Source organism: Stenotrophomonas sp. YJH_SMC_122, from assembly GCF_059369535.1.
The window spans coordinates 445,250-463,835 of the sequence record NZ_JCAFST010000001.1; the positions used below are offsets into that span (position 1 = coordinate 445,250).

At 68.0% G+C, this 18,586-nt stretch carries 13 protein-coding genes; 10 read left to right on the forward strand and 3 right to left on the reverse strand.

What is annotated here, in order from left to right; genetic code table 11:
- The first annotated feature begins 10 nt into the window (after positions 1 to 10).
- The 7 genes from AC5P66_RS02075 (at position 11) to AC5P66_RS02105 (ending at position 9,831) form a co-directional block, all read left to right on the forward strand.
- Entirely contained in the window at positions 11 to 2,620 is a 2,610-nt protein-coding gene (locus tag AC5P66_RS02075; protein ID WP_495216085.1) for a [protein-PII] uridylyltransferase, read from the forward strand.
- Positions 2,620 to 3,699 carry a 2,3,4,5-tetrahydropyridine-2,6-dicarboxylate N-succinyltransferase gene (dapD, locus tag AC5P66_RS02080; protein ID WP_049412173.1) on the forward strand — a complete coding sequence of 360 codons (1,080 nt, stop codon included), beginning with the start codon at positions 2,620 to 2,622 and terminating at the stop codon, positions 3,697 to 3,699. Before AC5P66_RS02075 ends, dapD begins: the two co-directional genes overlap by 1 nt.
- Positions 3,700 to 3,701: 2 nt before the next feature.
- On the forward strand, positions 3,702 to 4,568 hold the full coding sequence (locus AC5P66_RS02085) for a hypothetical protein (protein ID WP_099495063.1): 867 nt from the start codon (positions 3,702 to 3,704) through the stop codon (positions 4,566 to 4,568).
- A 31-nt stretch (positions 4,569 to 4,599) separates the two neighbouring features.
- Complete coding sequence (locus AC5P66_RS02090; RefSeq protein ID WP_181452403.1) at positions 4,600 to 4,971, forward strand: arsenate reductase; 372 nt, start codon at positions 4,600 to 4,602, stop codon at positions 4,969 to 4,971.
- Positions 4,968 to 6,095 carry a succinyl-diaminopimelate desuccinylase gene (gene dapE, locus AC5P66_RS02095; RefSeq protein WP_049412179.1) on the forward strand — a complete coding sequence of 376 codons (1,128 nt, stop codon included), beginning with the start codon at positions 4,968 to 4,970 and terminating at the stop codon, positions 6,093 to 6,095. The genes AC5P66_RS02090 and dapE overlap by 4 nt, the downstream gene beginning before the upstream one ends.
- Before the next feature lie 543 nt (positions 6,096 to 6,638).
- A complete protein-coding gene (gene asnB / locus AC5P66_RS02100; protein ID WP_312546797.1) occupies positions 6,639 to 8,330 on the forward strand; it encodes an asparagine synthase B in 1,692 nt (563 codons plus the stop codon).
- A 100-nt stretch (positions 8,331 to 8,430) separates the two neighbouring features.
- The gene (locus tag AC5P66_RS02105; RefSeq protein ID WP_495216059.1) at positions 8,431 to 9,831 is read left to right on the forward strand and encodes a cation:proton antiporter domain-containing protein; all 1,401 of its coding nucleotides are present in this window, start codon (positions 8,431 to 8,433) and stop codon (positions 9,829 to 9,831) included.
- An 82-nt stretch (positions 9,832 to 9,913) separates the two neighbouring features.
- Here AC5P66_RS02105 and AC5P66_RS02110 read toward each other — a convergent pair whose 3' ends face one another.
- Positions 9,914 to 12,244, reverse strand: a complete 2,331-nt coding sequence (locus AC5P66_RS02110; protein WP_495216060.1) for a penicillin acylase family protein — start codon at positions 12,242 to 12,244, stop codon at positions 9,914 to 9,916.
- A 123-nt stretch (positions 12,245 to 12,367) separates the two neighbouring features.
- Here AC5P66_RS02110 and bfr point away from each other — a divergent pair, with 123 nt between their 5' ends.
- A complete protein-coding gene (gene bfr, locus AC5P66_RS02115; RefSeq protein ID WP_005415872.1) occupies positions 12,368 to 12,856 on the forward strand; it encodes a bacterioferritin in 489 nt (162 codons plus the stop codon).
- 434 nt (positions 12,857 to 13,290) lie between these two features.
- On the opposite strand, the gene parC is transcribed toward bfr, so the two are convergent.
- Positions 13,291 to 15,534, reverse strand: coding sequence for a DNA topoisomerase IV subunit A (gene parC / locus AC5P66_RS02120; RefSeq protein WP_262224152.1), 2,244 nt, complete (start codon positions 15,532 to 15,534; stop codon positions 13,291 to 13,293).
- 59 nt (positions 15,535 to 15,593) lie between these two features.
- Positions 15,594 to 16,475: a helix-turn-helix domain-containing protein gene (locus tag AC5P66_RS02125; protein ID WP_181452402.1), complete on the reverse strand. Its 882-nt coding sequence runs from the start codon at positions 16,473 to 16,475 to the stop codon at positions 15,594 to 15,596.
- A 172-nt stretch (positions 16,476 to 16,647) separates the two neighbouring features.
- Here AC5P66_RS02125 and emrR point away from each other — a divergent pair, with 172 nt between their 5' ends.
- Together emrR and emrC are read left to right on the forward strand one after the other, a co-directional pair.
- Positions 16,648 to 17,091 carry a multidrug efflux system transcriptional regulator EmrR gene (gene emrR / locus AC5P66_RS02130; protein ID WP_005415875.1) on the forward strand — a complete coding sequence of 148 codons (444 nt, stop codon included), beginning with the start codon at positions 16,648 to 16,650 and terminating at the stop codon, positions 17,089 to 17,091.
- Entirely contained in the window at positions 17,088 to 18,581 is a 1,494-nt protein-coding gene (gene emrC, locus AC5P66_RS02135; protein WP_099495059.1) for a multidrug efflux transporter outer membrane subunit EmrC, read from the forward strand. The genes emrR and emrC overlap by 4 nt, the downstream gene beginning before the upstream one ends.
- Positions 18,582 to 18,586: the final 5 nt, after the last annotated feature.

Below are 18,586 nucleotides of genomic sequence, written 5' to 3' on the forward strand. Positions count from 1 at the left end.
GGCGAGTTCGCTGCTGGACACGCCGGCCGCGTCGCTCAACGACCCGGACTGGGCTGCTGCCGCGCGCCAGGCGCTGCAGCAGGCCGACGCGCGCCTGTATCGCCGCTTCGACCAGGGCGACAACATCGAGCGCCTGCTGGCGCTGCGGGCGCGCGCGGCCGACCATCTGATCCGCCTGGCCTGGCAACGTTGCCTGCCGGCCGACAGCGACCTGTCGCTGTTCGCGGTCGGTGGCTATGGCCGGGGTGAACTGTTTCCGCGTTCGGACATCGACCTGCTGGTGTTCGGCGACCCGCCCGCACAACGGGCGCATGAAGCGGCATTGGCACGCCTGTTCGCGCTGCTGTGGGACTGCGGATTGGCGGTCAGCCATGCGGTGCGTTCTGCATTGCAGTGCCGCGAGGCGGCGGCTGACCAGACCGTGCTGACCGCGCTGATCGAGGCGCGTCCGATCCTGGCTTATGATGCAGCGCGCCGTGCGCTGCGCGAGGCCATCGACGACCGTGAGCTGTGGCCGGCGCGTGCCTTCTTCCTGGCCAAGCTGGAAGAGCTGCGCAACCGCCACCAGCGCTTCGGCGACACTGCCGACAACCTTGAGCCGGATATCAAGGATGGTCCCGGCGGCCTGCGCGATCTCAACACGCTGGGTTGGATGGCGCTGCGCGCCTTCGGCGTACGCGACCTGGAAGCGCTGGTCGGCCTGGGCCACCTTGGTGCCGACGAAGCGGCCGCGCTGAAGCGCGAGCGTGCAGTGCTGGCGCGGCTGCGCTTCGGCCTGCACCTGGTCGCGCGCCGCCCGGAAGAGCGCCTGCGTTTCGATTACCAGAAGACCCTGGCCGCGCGCCTGGGCTTCGAAGACGATGCCGAGAATCTCGGTGTCGAAAAAATGATGCAGGGCTTCTACCGCGCCGCGCTGGTGGTGCGCCGGATCAGCGACCGCCTGCTGCAGCGCTTCGAGGAACAGTTCGATGGCGAGGCCCAGCCGGAACCGCTGACCGTGGGCTTCTCCCTGCGCCGTGGCTACCTGGCCGCCAACGAGGCCGACTGGCCGCAGGGCGACATCGGCCAAGTGTTCGCGCTGTTTTCCAGCTGGGCCAACAACCCGCAGGTGCGCGGCCTGCACTCGCTGACCGCGCGTGCACTGGCCGAGTCGCTGCCGCTGCTGCCGGCCTATGACCAGGCCGACGCCGACGCACGCGAGCACTTCCTTGCCCTGCTGCGTGGCCAGCGCCCGGTCGACACGCTTTCGCGCATGGCGCGGCTGGGCGTGCTTGGCCAGTGGATCCCCGCGTTTGCCCAGGTCAGCGGGCGCATGCAGTTCGACCTGTTCCATGTCTATACGGTCGACCAGCACACGCTGATGGTCCTGCGCAACATCGGCCAGTTCGCCAGCAGCCGTGCCGACGAACGCTTCTCGATCGCGCACGAAGTCTGGCCACGCCTGCGCAAGCCGGAACTGCTGCTGCTGGCCGGCCTGTTCCATGACATCGCCAAGGGCCGCGGCGGTGACCACTCCGAGCTGGGTGCGGTGGACGCGCGTGCGTTCTGCCAAGCGCATGCGCTCAGTGGCACCGATACCGAGCTGGTCGCCTGGCTGGTCGAACAGCACCTGCGCATGTCGGTGACCGCGCAGAAGCAAGACATCGCCGATCCGGTGGTGATCCATCGCTTCGCCACCCTGGTCGGCAGCCGCGACCGCCTGGACTACCTGTACCTGCTGACCTGTGCCGACATCGCCGGCACCAGCCCGAAGCTGTGGAATGCCTGGAAGGACCGCCTGCTGGCCGACCTGTACTTCGCCACCCGGCGCGCGCTGCGCGAGGGGCTGGAGCATCCGGTACCGGCCGCCGAACGCGTGGCCGAGGCACGTGACAGCGTGCGCGCACTGGTGCGCGAGCAGGGTTACGACGACGCCACCATCGATCGCCAGTTCGCGGTGATGCCGGATGAGGGCTTCATTCGTCTGCGCCCCGAGCAGCTGGCCTGGCAGGCAGCCGCGCTGGTACCGGTGAAGCAGGGCCAGGCGCTGGTGAAGGTGCGCCGGATCAGTGTCGATGACCCGGCGCTGGAAGTGTTCGTGCACTCGCCCGACCGCGACGGCCTGTTCGCCGCGATCGTGATGACCCTTGACCGCAAGGGCTATGGCATTCACCGCGCACGCGTGCTGGACGGTCCGGCCGATACCATCTTCGATACCTTCGAAGTGAACCCGGCCGACACGTTTGCCGATGGCAGCAGTGCCAACCTGGAGGCGGCGCTGCGCGAGGCACTCAGTGGTGACCTGTCGCGCCTGCGGCCGTCGCGCCGTGTGGTACCGCGGCAACTGCGGCACTTCCGCTTCGCCCCGCGCATCGAGTTCCGCGATGAACCGGGCGCAACCCGTTTTGCCCTGGTCGCTCCCGACCGTCCCGGCCTGCTGGCCGATGTGGCGTTCGTGCTGCGCAACCAGGGCCTGCGCGTGCATGATGCGCGCATTGCCACGTTCGGCGAGCGCGCCGAAGACACCTTCGTGATCAGTGACGAACACGACCTCCCCCTGACTGAACCTGCCCGGCAGCAGCTGCATGACGCAATGCTGGCCTGCCTGGACCCTGATCGAAACGCCGGAGACCCCGCCTGATGGCCACCAAGCCCGCCAAGAAGACCGCCGCGACCCCCAAGAGCGCAGCGGCCCGGAAACCTGCTGCAGCCGCACCGGCCGCAAAGAAGGCCACTGCGCCGAAGAAGGCCGCTGCGGTGAAGGCCCCGGCGAAGAAAACGGCTGCGGTCAAGCGTGCTGTGAAGAAGCCGGCGCCGGCCAGGAGCGCCGAAGCCGTCCGCGCCGAAACCATCGCCCGCAAATCGCTGCGCAAGCCGTCGGCACCCGGCGTGGAGGAACTCAAGTTCGGCATCGAGAGCGCCTTCGAGCGCCGCGCCACGTTGACCCTGCATGAGCTGGAAGGCTCGACCCGGCCGCTGGTCAACCGCGTGATCGACGGTCTCGAGAGCGGTGAATTCCGCGTCGCCGAGCCGGACGGCCAGGGCGGCTGGAAGGTCAACGAGTGGCTGAAGAAGGCCGTGCTGCTGTATTTCCGCGTCAACGACATGGCGGTGGTCGATGCACGACCGGCACCGTTCTGGGACAAGGTCGAATCGCGCTTCGCCGGCTATGACGAAGCGAAGTTCCGCCGTGGCGGCGTGCGCGTGGTGCCCGGTGCGATCGCCCGCCGCGGCACGTACTTCGGCAAGGACGTAGTGCTGATGCCGAGCTTCACCAACATCGGCGCCTACGTCGGCGAAGGCACCATGGTCGACACCTGGGCCACCGTCGGTTCCTGCGCGCAGATCGGCCAGCACTGCCACCTGTCCGGTGGCGCCGGCATCGGCGGCGTGCTGGAGCCGCTGCAGGCCAGCCCGACCATCATCGAGGACCACTGCTTCATCGGCGCGCGTTCGGAAGTGGTGGAAGGCGTGGTGGTCGGCCACCACAGCGTGATCGGCATGGGCGTGTTCCTCAGCCAGAGCACCCGCATCTACAACCGCGCCACCGGCGAGATCAGCTACGGCTATATCCCGCCGTACAGCGTGGTGGTGTCCGGTTCGCTGCCGAGCAAGGACGGCACCCACTCGCTGTACTGCGCGGTGATCGTCAAGCAGGTTGATGCCAGGACCCGCAGCAAGACCAGCGTCAACGACCTGCTGCGCGGCCTGGCCGACTGAAGGTGAGTGCGCCGGAGGACCTGGCGCAGTCCGCGATCTACCGGCATCCGTCCGACAACGCGTTCGGACGGATGCTGCCGCGCCTGCTGCACGCTCCGCGCTGGACCCGGTTGCGCCGGGCACTGTCGCGGCGCTGGCCGATGCCGGTGCTGGTCAGCGACGTGCGCGACGTGGTCTACGCGAGCTGGTGGGTCGATGTGCGCCATGCCCCGCTGCCGCCACCAGGCCATCACTTCGTGGTGCACGCCGGGCGCACGCCGTACACCCTCCTCAGCTATCGCCACGGCCATTTTGGGCCGGCGCTGGCCGGGCCGCTGCGCGCACTGATGCCGTCGCCGCAGCAAAGCAACTGGCGCTGGTACCTGCGCCGTGACGATGATCCGGGCGGAACCCCGGTGGTGCTGTTCGATCGCAACGTGATGGACCAGCTGGCCTTCGTCGCCGGCGCGCGCGCTTTCAGCGATGCCATGCAGCCCCACCTGTCCGTGCGCTTCGAGCATGTGGTGCGCGCCGATGGCGATGGGTACACCCTGATCGAAGGCGGGCAGGGGAGTGCACCTGCCCTGCACCTGCAGTGGCGGGCCGCTGCGGGCTGGGAGGATGAGGCGTGGCGGGAGGGCATCGGTGGCCGTCAGGCCCTGCTGCGCTTCCTGACCTGCCAGGATGAGGCCATTGCGCGCACCTGTGACCGGCGCTGGGCCAGCACCCGCATCGCGCTGCCGGTGGATGTCGACAGCCTGCAGCCGCTGCAGCTGGAAGGCGAGCTGCAGTGCCAGCGCCTGCAGGCGATGGACGTGGCGCTGCACGAGGGGCTGGCCTTCCGGCTGCCAAGGGTGCCGTTCCGGGTCGTGTCCGAGCGCCTGTTGTGAGATTCTGGGCCTCTGTTTTCCAGCATCACAGATGGCCATGAGCACCACTGTCTACGGTTTGAAGAACTGCGATACCTGCAAGAAGGCGACCAGGTGGCTGGACCGCTTCGGCGTGCCGTACACCTTCGTCGACTACCGCGACAACAAGCCGAGCCCGGAAACACTGCTGGCGTGGGCTGAGCAGCTGGGTGGCCTGGCCGCGATGGTCAACAGGTCCTCCACTACCTGGCGGCAGCTGCCGGACAACCGCAAGGCCGCAGATTCCGAGGCCGAATGGAAGCTGCTGCTGCGCGAGTACCCGCAGCTGATCAAGCGCCCGCTGGTGGTCACCGCCGACGGCACGGTCAGCCAGGGTTTCAGTGACAACAGCTTCAAGGCCCGCTTCGGGATGGGTGACGCGTGAGCGCGGTCCTCGACCTGACCTGCGAGCTGATCGCACGGCCCTCGGTGACGCCGGACGATGTCGGCTGCCAGGCACTGCTGGCGGCACGCCTGAACCAGGCCGGGTTCCAGTGTGACCACCTGCGGCTGGGCGAGGTCGACAACCTGTGGGCGACTCACGGCCAAGGCGCGCCGGTACTGGTGCTGCTGGGCCATACCGACGTGGTGCCGACGGGGCCGCGCGAGGCCTGGACCAGCGATCCGTTCACGCCGACGATCCGTGATGGCGTGCTGTATGGTCGCGGCACCGCCGACATGAAGGGCAGCGTGGCGGCGTTCGTGGTGGCGGCCGAGCAGTTCGTTGCCGCGCATCCCGATCACCCCGGCACGCTGGCGGTGCTGCTGACCAGCGACGAGGAGGGCGATGCCATCGATGGCGTGCGCCACGTCGCACGGCTGTTCGCCGAGCGCGGCCAACGCATCGACTGGTGCATCACCGGCGAGCCGTCGTCGACCGCGACGCTCGGTGACCTGCTGCGCGTGGGTCGTCGTGGCAGCCTGTCGGCCAAGTTGCGGGTGCAGGGCGTACAGGGCCATGTGGCGTACCCGGAGAAGGCACGCAACCCGATCCACCAGGCGGCGCCCGCCCTGGCCGAGCTGAGCGCACGGCGCTGGGATGACGGCTACGAGAGTTTCCCGCCGACCAGCCTGCAGGTCTCCAACATCCATGCCGGTACTGGCGCCAACAATGTGATTCCCGGCGAGCTCGAAGTGGATTTCAACATCCGCTACAACCCGCACTGGGATGCGCCGAAACTGGAAGCGGAGATCACCGCGCTGCTGGATCGGCATGCCCTGCAGTACACGCTGAAGTGGCATCGCAGCGGCGAACCGTTCTACACCCCGGAAGGCACGCTGCGCGCCACCGCGCGTGCGGTGCTGGCCGAGCACATCGGCCGTGCACCGGAGGAAAGCACCGGCGGCGGCACGTCCGATGCCCGCTTCATCGCGCCATTGGGCGCGCAGTGCATCGAAGTGGGGCCGGTCAACGCCAGCATCCACCAGGTGGACGAGAACGTGCGCGTGGACGAACTGGAAGCGCTGCCCGGGCTGTACCAGCGACTGGTGGAGCGGCTGCTGGTGTGAGGATGGTGGATGCCGATCGTCGGTCGGCAACCTTCCGCAGGACTGCAGCCGGGCCCTGGTCCGAAAAATGAGTAACGGCGGCATGATCGCCTTTTCCCAGTAGCTTGGCGCGGCCATGTAGAAGCGCTGCGCCTGGGGGCCTGGCGAACAAGCCGGCCGCCGCTGGCAGGGCAGGCGGGTGAGGGTCTGGTAGGCCGCCAGGCCCAGGCAGGGCAGGGCAGGGCAGGGCAACCAGTGCCCCGGTGCCTCGGTTGCCGACGCAACTGTTGCGCCGCGCTGGAAACCGGGGTAGGGTCGATGCCATGTCGATCCGCCTGGCCACCGCCGTCAATAACAACAACCGCAATAATCTGCGCGCGAATAATCGTGCGCGGCCGATGCGGGACTGCGCCCTGGGTAGATAGACAGCACCACACGCCCGGACACCAGAAAACCCGCATCGGTCGATGCGGGTTTTTTTGTGCCCGGGCGCAGCCTGCCCGGGCCTGGATGGCCGGTCGAACACCCTCCCACCCGTGAAATTCCCCCAACAGGAGCTCCCCCATGTGTTCGATCTTCGGAATCTTCGGCCTGCAGGCCGGTGACGATCTCCCGGCCCTGCGCCGCCATGCGCTGGAACTGTCGCAGCGCCAGCGCCACCGCGGCCCGGACTGGAGCGGCGTGTATCTTGACGAAGGTGCGCTGCTGGTCCACGAGCGGCTGGCCATCGTCGACCCGGCCGGCGGCTCGCAACCGCTGCTGTCGGCCGACGGCCAGCTGGCGCTGGCGGTCAACGGCGAGATCTACAACCACCAGCAACTGAAGGCCGCACTGACCACCGCCTATGACTTCCAGACCGGTTCGGATTGCGAGGTGATCAATGCGCTGTACCGCCAGGGGGGCTCGCCGGCACAGTGGCTGGAGCAGCTCAATGGTATCTTCGCGTTCGCGCTGTGGGACCGTGGTGCCGGTCGTGTCCTGGTGGCGCGCGACCCGGTGGGCGTGGTGCCGCTGTACTGGGGCCACGATGCCCAGGGGCGTCTGCGAGTGGCCTCGGAAATGAAGGCGCTGGTCGATACCTGTGCCGACGTTGCGCAGTTCCCGCCGGGCCACTATTTCGACAGTGCCAGTGGTGAGCTGGTGCGCTACTACCAGCAGCCGTGGCGCGACTACGCTGACGTGCAGGGCCGCCAGGCCGATCTGGCCGAGCTGCGCCAGGCATTCGAGCATGCGGTGGAACGCCAGCTGATGAGCGATGTGCCGTACGGCGTGCTGCTGTCCGGTGGCCTGGACTCGTCGCTGGTGGCGGCGGTGGCCGCGCGCTATGCACGTCGTCGCATCGAGGATGGGGGGCAGACCGAAGCCTGGTGGCCGCGCCTGCACTCGTTCGCGATCGGCTTGAAGGGCTCTCCCGATCTGGCCGCCGCTGCAATCGCCGCCGAAGCGCTGGGCACCGTGCATCATGGCTTCGAGTACACGTTCGAGGAAGGCCTCGATGCGCTGCCGGAGGTGATCCGCCACATCGAGACCTACGACGTCACCACCATCCGCGCATCGACGCCGATGTTCCTGCTGGCGCGGCGGATCAAGGCGATGGGCGTGAAAATGGTGCTCTCCGGCGAGGGCAGCGACGAGATCTTTGGTGGCTACCTGTATTTCCACAAGGCGCCGGATGCGCGTGAATTCCACGACGAACTGGTACGCAAGCTCGACGCGCTGCACAACTACGACTGCCTGCGCGCCAACAAGTCGATGATGGCCTGGGGCGTGGAGCCGCGGGTGCCGTTCCTGGATCGCGAATTCCTCGATGTGGCGATGCGCTTCGACGCCGCGCACAAGATGGTCGGTGCAGGCGTTGGTGGCCGCCGCATCGAGAAGGCGGTGCTGCGCGAGGCGTTCGAAGGCTACCTGCCGGACAGCATCCTGTGGCGGCAGAAGGAGCAGTTCAGCGATGGCGTTGGCTATGGCTGGATCGACGGGCTGAAGGCGCATGCCGAAGCCCAGGTGAGCGACCGCGTGCTGGCAGCGGCCGACAAGCGCTTCCCGCACAACCCGCCGCAGACCAAGGAGGCCTACTACTACCGTCATCTGTTCGAGCAGTTCTTCCCGAGCCGTGCGGCCGCCGAGACCGTGCCGGGTGGCAAGTCCATCGCCTGCTCGTCGCCGGCGGCGATCGCGTGGGATGCGAGCTTCGCCGCAGCTGCAGATCCGTCGGGGCGCGCGGTCGCTGGCGTGCACGAGCAGGCACTGGCGTAAGCGCCGAAAGGGGACGGAGGGGGGCCGGGGCGCCTGTGCCACTAACGACTTAATCCCCTCCGTCCCCTTTTTGTATGATCGCCCCCCTGCACATTGGGGAATGTTCATGGACGTACACAGCGGGGGCCAGGCGCCACCGACGAAGTGGGGATGGCGCTACCTGGCCTGGGCTGGGGTGCCGTTGCTGGCCGGCGTGCTGCTGGCCCGTTATGCCGGTCCGGCGGCGCCCGAGGCTGGTGCCCGTGCCACGGCCACGGCCACGACCATGGCCGAAGCCACCTGGGCGCAGCATCTGGCGTCGCCGCTGGGCCTGTTCCTGTTGCAGCTGCTGGTGCTGTTGCTGGTAGCCAAGGGCGCCGGTGCGCTGCTGAAGCGGCTGGGCCAGCCGGCGGTGATCGGCGAGATGGCGGCCGGCCTGATGATGGGCCCGCTGGTGCTCGGCAGCTTGCTGCCGCAGTTGCACGGTGCGTTGTTCCCGGCCAGCTCGTTGGGGCCGCTTGGCATGCTCAGCCAGCTGGGCGTGCTGATGTTCCTGCTGGTGGCCGGTGCCGAGCTGGACCTGGCGGCGCTGCGTGGACGCCGGCGTTTTGCCTTTACGGTCAGCCATGCCGGCATCGCGGTGCCGTTCGTGCTTGGCGTCGCCCTGGCGATCTGGCTGTACCCGCAGCACGGCCCGCAGGGCGTGGGCTTCACCGCATTCGCGCTTTTCGTTGGCATATCGATGAGCATCACGGCCTTCCCTGTGTTGCTGCGCATCCTTGCCGACCGCGGTATCACGCAGACGCCACTGGGGCAGACCGCCATTGCCTGCGCTGCATTGGGTGATGCCACCGCGTGGTGCCTGCTGGCGCTGATCGTGGCCGCCGCCCAGGCCAGCGGATGGCTGCCGGCCAGCCTCAACCTGCTGTGCGTGGTCGCGTTCGTGGCGCTGATGCTGGGGCTGGTGAGGCCGTGGTTCGCCCGCCAGCAGATCGCGCCGGGCCGTGAGGGACGCTGGCTGCTCGGCATCCTGCTGCTGTCGCTGGGCAGTGCGCTGGTCACCGAAATGCTGGGCATCCACGCGCTGTTCGGTGCCTTCGCTGCGGGCGTCGCGGTATCGTCCAACGCGCAGCTGCGCGACCTGTTGATGGCCCGCGTCGAACCGTTCGCGGTGACGCTGCTGCTGCCGCTGTTCTTCGCCATGACCGGCCTGCGCATGCGCGCCGATACGCTGCAGGCCAGCGATGTCCTGTTGTGCGTGGTGGTCATCGCGGTAGCCACGACGGGCAAGCTGCTGGGTACCTTCAGTGCCGCACGCAGTGCCGGCATGCCCACCCGTGAGGCGTGGCGGCTGGGTGCACTGATGAACACCCGTGGCCTGATGGAGCTGATCGTGCTCAACCTGGGTTACGAACTTGGCCTGCTCGGTGACCGCCTGTTCGCGGTGCTGGTGATCATGGCGCTGGTGACAACGGCGATGACCGGGCCACTGCTGAACCTGATCGAGCGGCGCAGGGGCTGAGCGTCGAACGGTAGTGCCGGTCGCTGGCCGGCAACCTCATGATGCTGGACACACCTGCATGGATGCCGGCCAGCGGCCGGCACTACCGCGATGCCGGCACCAGCGTCATCGTGTGCTGCGGCTTGCCCGGCAGGAACGGCGTCGGCCGCCCATGCACCCAGTCTTCGTGGCCGGCGCCCCAGTACGGCGACAGCGGGTGCCCGCTCTGGCCGCCGGGCATATGCACGATGCCGTCGGCCTCGTGGCCGGGCGAAACCACCATGCGCTCGGAAGCACCGAAGCTCGGCGTCTGCACGCGCGGCATGTCGCGGTCGCCGGGCAGGCGGTCGGCCGGCATGCACAGCCAGTGTTTGGCGATGTCCGGCAGCGCCCGTGCGATGGGATGGCAGATCGCCGCCGTATTGCGTTCGCCCCAGCTGCGCTTGGCCAGTGGGCCCTGCCTGGCCAGCTCGCTCTCGGTGCGGCGTGCGGCGTCGATCAGCAGCGCATCCCAGCTGTCGAAGGCCGGTGGCAGCAGATTGGCCGGCCGCTGCTGCAGCATTGGCCAGGCCACGCCTTCCAGCTGCGCCAGGCGCGGCTCCAGATAGTCATCGCCCAGCTGCGCATTGGCCGGTGCCAGCAGTGCATCGGACAGTGTTGTCATCACCTGCGTACGGAACTCGCGCACCACCCGGTAGCTGACCGAGCTGGCCGAGGCTCGGCCGTCCCATTGATGGCTGGCCTCCTTCAAGCGCTTCAGTGCAGGGTCGTCACTGCGTTCGATGACGTCGTGCAGCAGCGCCCACCAGCGCTGCAGGAACACCGCGCGATCGTCGAGCTGGATTGCCAGCAGGTCGTGTTCATCGAAGCGCTCCTGGATCGCCAGCAGGTCGCGGATCTGCTGCCCGCGGGCGCCAAGGTCATAGCCGCCGTTGCCGGCCTGGGCCAGTGCCTCGCCGTCGAGGACGCGGCCGTTGGCGGTCCACAGGCGATGGTTGGGTGGATCGATCAATGCCGGCGAGGCATCGCTGCGGATCGGCCATGGCGCGCAGTCCTGGTTGCTGGCGGCGGTGAAGCCGGCCGGTGCACAGCCCGGACCACGATCCGGGCGGGCGCCGATCAGCCGCCAGGCGATGCGTCCGCTGCGGTCGCCGACCACCAGGTTCTGCGCGGGGATGCCGGCGTGGTCGGCGAACTGCAGCGCACCGTCCAGGTCACCGGCACGGGCCAGGTCACCGAAGTCCAGGCGCACCGCGCCGGGCAGGTGGGCGACCCAGCGCAGCGCGTCGCCGCTGCCATCGGCATGCGTGTGCAGGATCGGTCCCCAGGCGGTTTCGCGTACCGGGAACAGCACATCCGCCTGGCCGGCCACCGCGATCCGTTCTTCATGCACCGTCACTGCGGCATTGGCCGGTTCGGTGCGGTAGTCCGCGGTGTCGATGTAGCTGTTGGTGAAACCCCAGGCGACGTGCCCGTTGCTGCCGACGATCACGGCCGGAAGGCCCGGCAGCGAGAAGCCGGTGACGTCGACCTGGCCGCCAGCGGCCTGCGGGTCGGGGTAGCGCAGGCGCACGCGGAACCACAGGCCGGGTGCGCGCAGGCCCAGGTGCATGTCGTCGGCAACAATGGCGCGGCCGTCGGCGGTGAGCGCACCGGCCACCGCGAAGTTGTTGCTGCCGACGGCGTCGGCTTCTTCCTGCCCGGTGCCCGGCTTTCCCTTCAGCGTGCGCAGGGCCAGCTGGCTGGCATCGGGCAGCATGGCGTTGCCGGTCGGTTCGCCGAACAGCGGTGCATCCCATTCAGTGCCGTCGTGGGCGATCAGTGCGTACAGCGCCGGCGGCACCGCTGCACGGATGCGGCTCAGCGCAAGCTCGGTCTGGTTGCCGGGATCCTGCAGGTCGGCGTACATGGCCAGCCCGGTCAGCACGCTGTCGCTGGCCTGCCAAGGCTGCGGCGGCTGCCGCAGCAGCAGATAGGCCCACGGCCGCACGGAGAGATCGGCCAGGCCCTCGTTGACGCCATCCACGTAGGCGCGCACGGCCGCGCCGTTGTCGCCCAGTGCGGCCTGCAGATTCGCCTCGGTGCGTGCACGCAGCCGGTGCACGCGCATGCGCTTGTCGGTGTCGATGGCCTTCGGCCCGAACAGCGCCGACAGCTCGCCAGCGGCACTGCGGCGCATCAGGTCCATCTCGAAATAGCGCTCCTGCGCATGCACGCGGCCCAGCGCGCGCATCGCATCGGTCTGGCTGCCGGCCGTGATGGTGACCACGCCCAGCCCATCGCGCTCGATGGTGACCGGCTTGGCCAGGCCCGGCAGTGGATGCTCGCCGTCCAGGTCGGCCAGGCTGCCGCGCAGCAGCAGCCACAGGACCAGTGCGGTGACCAGCACGATGGCGATCACTACGCCCAGCATCCAACGCCATGTACGTCGCATCGCACGTCCTTTCCGAACTCGTGGGCCGATTGTAGCCGCAGGCGCAACTGCGACTGATTCCGATTAGATCACCGTACTTTGAAATGCGGCACCCTATGCCGCATCGATTCACAGGAGCCCCCCATGAAAGGCAACCCGGACGTCATCGCCTGCCTGAAGGAACTGCTGCGCGGCGAGCTCGCTGCCCGCGACCAGTACTTCATCCATTCCCGCCGCTACGAGGACCAGGGCCTGTTCGCGCTGTACGAACGCCTGAACCACGAGATGGAAGAGGAAACCCAGCACGCCGATGCGCTGCTGCGCCGGATCCTGTTCCTGGGCGGCGACCCGGACATGCGCCCGCATGCCACGGAGCCGGGCAAGACCGTGGAAGAGATGCTGCAGAAGGATCTCGACACTGAATACGCCGTTCGGAACAATCTGGCCGCCGGCATGAAGCTGTGCGAGGAGAAGGGCGACTACGTGAGCCGCGACATCCTGCTGGCGCAGTTGAAGGACACCGAGGAAGACCACGCCTGGTGGCTGGAACAGCAGCTGGGCCTGATCAAGCGCATCGGCCTGGAACTGTACCAGCTGAGCAAGATCGACGGCAGCGGCGCCCCGGCGCACTGAGCCGGCCCCGCTTTTTGTAGAGCCGAGCCAATGCTCGGCTGCCTTCCGGTAGAGCCGACCGCTGGTCGGCTGGTTTTCGTTGGAGCAGCCGACTAACAGTCGGCTCTACCAGAAGCGGGAAGCAGCCGACCAGCGGTCGGCTCTACCGGGAGCCAAAGGCAGCCGACCCGCGGTCGGCTCTACCGGAAGCACAGCGTTCTGTCGCCCGCCAGCACCGGAGCACCGCCAGCCAGCCTTCGCCCGCCAGCTGCTCCATTGCCCGCCAGCCGACAACGAAAAAGCCGGGGAATGCCCCGGCTTTTTCGTGTCCGGAGTCGGATCCGTTTTCAACGAAAACGGCTCTGACCCCATTGGGATGGAAAACGCCAACCGAGGTTGGCGTCTACCGGGGTAATGCGTGTCAACCAAGGTTGACACCTACCAGGAGCGGTGCCTCACTCCACCGACAACCCTTCCACCTTCTGCCAGCCGCGCGGCAGCAGGTGGCCGCGGGTGGCGCGGGCGCCGAGGTAGGCATCAAGCTCGTTGAACTTCAGGCCCATGGTGCGCTGGCCGCTGCGCACCTGCAGGGTCTGCCCCGGGCTGATCGCCACGATGGCGACCACGCGTTCGGTGGCGAGCTTGGCCTTCGGGATCTCGATGATCTTGTTGCCCTTGCCCTTGTCCAGTTCCGGCAGGTCGTTGGCGGCGATCGCCAACAGGTTGCCCGAACTGGTCACCGCCACGATGCGGTCGGTGGCGACGTTGGCGACCACCGACGGGGGCAGTACCGAGGAGCCGGCCGACAGGTTCAGCATCGCCTTGCCGGCCTTGTTGCGGCCGATCAGGTTCTCGAAGCGGGTGACGAAGCCATAACCGTGGCTGGAGGCCAGCACGAAGCGGGTGTCCGGCTCGGCGCTGGCCAGGGTCACGAAGCTGGTGCCCGGTGCCGGCGAGAAGCGGCCGGTCAGCGGTTCGCCATTGCCACGCGCGGAGGGCAGGGTGTGCACCGGCGTCGAGTAGGCGCGGCCTTCGCTGTCGAGGAACGCGACCTGCTGGGTGCTGCGTGCGCGCACCGCGCCCTGCAGCCCGTCGCCTTCACGGTACGACAGCGCGGATGCATCGACGTCGTGGCCCTTGGCGGCACGGATCCAGCCCTTCTCCGACAGCACCACGGTCATCGGTTCGCTCGGCACCAGCTCGGTCTCGTCGATCGCCTGCGCCGCCTGGCGCTGCACCAGCGGCGAACGGCGTGCGTCGCCGAACTTCCTGGCGTCGGCGGTCAGTTCATCGCGGATCAGCTTCTTCAGCTTGGCCTTGCTGTCCAGGATGCCGAGGATCTTCTCGCGCTCCTTGGCCAGTTCATCCTGCTCGCCGCGGATCTTCATCTCTTCCAGGCGGGCCAGCTGCTTCAGCTTGGTTTCCAGGATGTACTCGGCCTGTTCCTCGGACAGTCCGAAGCGCGCGATCAGCGCGGCCTTCGGCTCGTCTTCGGTACGGATGATGTGGATCACCTCGTCCAGATTGAGGAACGCGACCAGCAGGCCTTCCAGCAGGTGCAGGCGGCGCTCGACCTTCTGCAGGCGGTGCTGCAGGCGGCGGGTGACGGTGTTGCTGCGGAAGGTCAGCCATTCGCTGAGCAGCATCTTCAGGTTCTTCACCTGCGGACGGCCGTCCAGCCCGATCACGTTGAGGTTGACGCGGTAGCTGCGCTCCAGGTCCGTGGTGGCGAACAGGTGGCCCATCAGCTGGTCGGCGTCGACGCGGTTGGAACGCGGCACCAGCACCACGCGCACCGGGTTGGCGTGGTCGGATTCATCGCGGATGTCTTCCAGCCACGGCAGCTTCTTGGCGCGCATCTGTGCGGCGATCTGCTCGATCACCTTCGACGGCGACACCTGGAACGGCAGCGCCGTGATCACGATGTTGCTGGCTTCCCTGGTGAAGGTCGCGCGTGCACGCACGCTGCCGTTGCCAGTCTCGTAGATGTTGCGCAGGTCATTGGCCGCAGTGATGATTTCGGCGCTGGACGGATAGTCCGGGCCCTGCACGTGTTCGCACAGGTCGCGCACGCTGGCATCGGGGTTGTCGAGCAGGTGCAGCAGCGCACTGACGATCTCGTTGAGATTGTGTGGCGGCACGTCGGTGGCCATGCCCACGGCGATGCCGGTGGTGCCGTTCAGCAGCAGATGCGGCAGCCGCGCCGGCATCCAGGTCGGCTCCTGCAGGGTGCCGTCGAAGTTCGGTGCCCAGTCGGTGGTGCCCTGGCCCAGTTCGCCCAGCAGCACTTCGGCGATCGGGGTCAGCTTGGATTCGGTGTAACGCATCGCCGCGAACGACTTCGGGTCGTCGCTGGAGCCGAAGTTGCCCTGGCCCTCGATCAGCGGGTAGCGGTACGAGAACGGCTGCGCCATCAGCACCAGCGCTTCGTAGCACGCGCTGTCGCCGTGCGGGTGGTACTTGCCGATGACGTCGCCGACGGTGCGCGCGGACTTCTTCGGCTTGGACGCGGCATTCAGGCCCAGCTCGCTCATCGAATAGATGATGCGGCGCTGCACCGGCTTCAGGCCGTCGCCGATGAACGGCAGGGCACGGTCCAGGACCACGTACATCGAGTAGTCGAGGTAGGCGCGTTCGGCGTACTCGCGCAGCGGCAGTTGTTCGAATCCGTGGAACACGGGGCGGGCAAGTTCGGTCATGCGGCGTTGTTACCTATGTCGGGAGGCGGCGACGGCGGTCGCCGCTCGCAATCCTGTGATTATCCGGATGCGGCGGGGGATGCCAAGCCGCGCGCAGGGTCCAGCCCGGTTTCCAGGCCGTGGCCGGCCCGCGCCAGGTAGCGCCCCGGCGGCAGCCCGAAGTGGCGGCGGAACACGGTGACGAACGCGCTGGCGCTGCTGAAGCCCAGTGCATGGGCGATGTCGGCGACGCTGCGGCCATCGGTCAACTGGCGCAGGGCTTCGGAGAGCCGGGCCTGCTGCCGCCACTGGGCGAAGCTGAGCGTGGTCTCGTCGCGGAAGTGGCGGGTCAGGCTGCGCGGTGACAGGCCGGCCCAGTGCGCCCATTCGGCCAGGCTGCGTTCGTCGGACGGGTCGGCCAGCAGCTGCGAGGCGATCTTCAGCAGCCGCCGGTCATGCGGCATCGGCAGATGCATGCGCTGACGCGGCGCGGTGCGGATCTCGTCCAGCAGCACCTCGATGATGTGCTGGCGCTCGGGCGTGGTGTCATAGCCCAGCGGCCATTCGCAGATACGCTCGGCCAGCGCCTGCGCCAGCTTGGACAGGCCCAGCACGCAGGGGTCGGCGGGCAGGGCGGCACAGGCGGGTGCGGCCAGCGCCATGCCCCAGCCGCGCAGCGGCCCGTCGAGGGTGACCGTGTGCGGCTCCAGCGGCGGCATCCAGCCGGCCGAACCCGGCGCCAGCGACCAGGTGCCGTGCGAGGTGCGGGTGGTCAGCAGGCCGCGCTCCACGTAGATCAGTTGCGCGCGCTGGTGATGATGCCAGTCCACTTCACGGACCAGTCCCTGCGGGCTGTCGAAGCGGTAGGCGACCACCGATGGGCCGTCGTTGCGCTCGAACCAGTCCAGTGCATCGTCCCTGAGCAGGCGTTTGGGAGCGGGGATTTCTGCCTTGTTCATCATGTCTGCTGGCTGAAATGTGTCATCCATTGGCTGGATTGTACTACCGGGCCACCTGACTAGGTCATTAAGGTAGGCGCCTTCACCGATCCAGCCCACTGCTGCAACACAGCATTCGATGCCAGATCGAATATTTCCATTGAGAAATATTTTTTTTGGAAGAGAATGCTTCCCCATGATCTGTCCTGCAACCACTCCCCCCAGCTTCGGCCTGCTGCTGCGCCAGGTGCGCGACGGCCTGGTCCGCCAACTCGACGCGTCCATGGCTGAAGAAGATCTGGGCATCGGCTTCACCCACTACATCGGGTTGAAGGTGCTTTCGAACATGGCACCGTGCACCGCCAACGAACTGGCCCAGGCCATCGATCAGGTACCCAGCGCGGTGACCCGGCTGCTGGACAAGCTCGAAGCGCTGGGCTGCGTCCGCCGCGAACCGCATGCGCAGGACCGGCGGGCATTGCAGATCGTGCTGACCGATGAAGGCCGCGCGCTGTGGGCGCGCCTGAAGCTGCGTGGCGACGCGGTGATGGATTACGCCCTGCGTGATCTTTCCGCCGACGAGCGCACGCTGCTGCTGTCCCTCCTTACCCGAATCCGCGATTCACTGACGACCCCATGAACCCGATCCCGCATTCCACTCTCCGCCGGTCCAGGCGCGCGCTGCTGGTGTCAGCGCTGGCCCTGGCCCTGGCCGCCTGCGCCAGCAGTCGTGGCCTCAACCCGCAGGGCCACGTGCTTGACGTGGACAGCCTGCACAGCGAACGCACCCTGGCCGACACCGACCTGAGCGCCACCGGCTTCCCGGCGCAGGACTGGTGGAAGGCACTGGGTGATGCGCAGCTGGACGCGCTGGTTGCCGAGGGCCTGGCCGGCCACCCGAGCCTGGACGCCGCCGATGCCCGCCTGCGCCAGGCCCAGGCCCAGGTCGGCACCGCACGTGCCGACGAACTGCCGAGCCTGTCGGTGTCCGGTGGCTACACCGGCCTGCGCCTGCCTGAGTCGATGGCAGGCAGCGAGATCGGTGGCCATTACGCCGGCAGCAGCCAGGTCGCCTTCGACTTCAGCTACGGCGTGGACCTGTGGGGCGGCAAGCGCGCCGCCTGGGAAGCCGCCGTGGACGGTGCGCACGCCGCCACCGTTGAAGCGCAGGCCGCCCGCCTGAACCTGTCCACCGGCATCACCCAGGCCTATGCCGACCTGGCCTACGCGTGGCAGCTCAACGACGTGGCCGAGGAAGAGCTGAGCCGTTCACAGAAGTCACTTGAGCTGACCCGCCAGCGCCGCCGCGCCGGCATCGACAGTGATCTGCAGGTGCGCCAGGCCGAGGCCCGCGTGCCGGCCGCGCAGCAGCAGGTGCAGGCCGCCCAGCAGCGTATCGACGCCGCCCGCACCGCACTGGCCGCGCTGGTCGGCAAGGGTCCGGACCGTGGCCTGTCGATCCAGCGCCCGCGGCCGCTGAATCCGGTGGCACTGCAGCTGCCGGGCGTGCTGCCCAGCGAACTGCTTGGCCGCCGCCCCGACATCGTGGCCGCACGCTGGCGCGTTGAAGCAGCCGACAAGCAGATCAAGGTTGCCAAGACCAAGTTCTACCCGAGCTTCAACCTGACCGCGCTGGCCGGCGTGGTCGCCCCGAATGTGGGCGACCTGCTGAAGAGCAGTTCCACCTTCGCCTACATCGGCCCTGCGCTGAGCCTGCCGATCTTCGAAGGCGGCAAGCTGCGCGCCAACCTGGCCAATACCGATGCGCAGTACGACCTGGCGGTGGCCAACTACAACCAGACCGTGCTCGATGCGCTGCGTGATGTGGCCGACCAGGTCAACGCGGTGCGCTCGCTGGCACAGCAGGCGCAGTCGCAGCAGCAGGCGGTGGACACCGCACGCGCTGCCTTCGACCTGGCCCAGCAGCGCTACCGCGCCGGCATCGGCAGCTACCTGGACGTGCTGACCGCGCAGTCCACCCTGCTGCAGTCGCAGCAGCAGCTGGCCGGCCTGCAGTCGCAGCAGGTGCAGTCCTCGGTGCGCCTGAGCAAGGCGCTGGGCGGTGGTTTCCAGCCCACTGACGCCGACCGCGCACCGATCGCCTCCCATTCCGATTCCTCGCATTCCTGAAGATC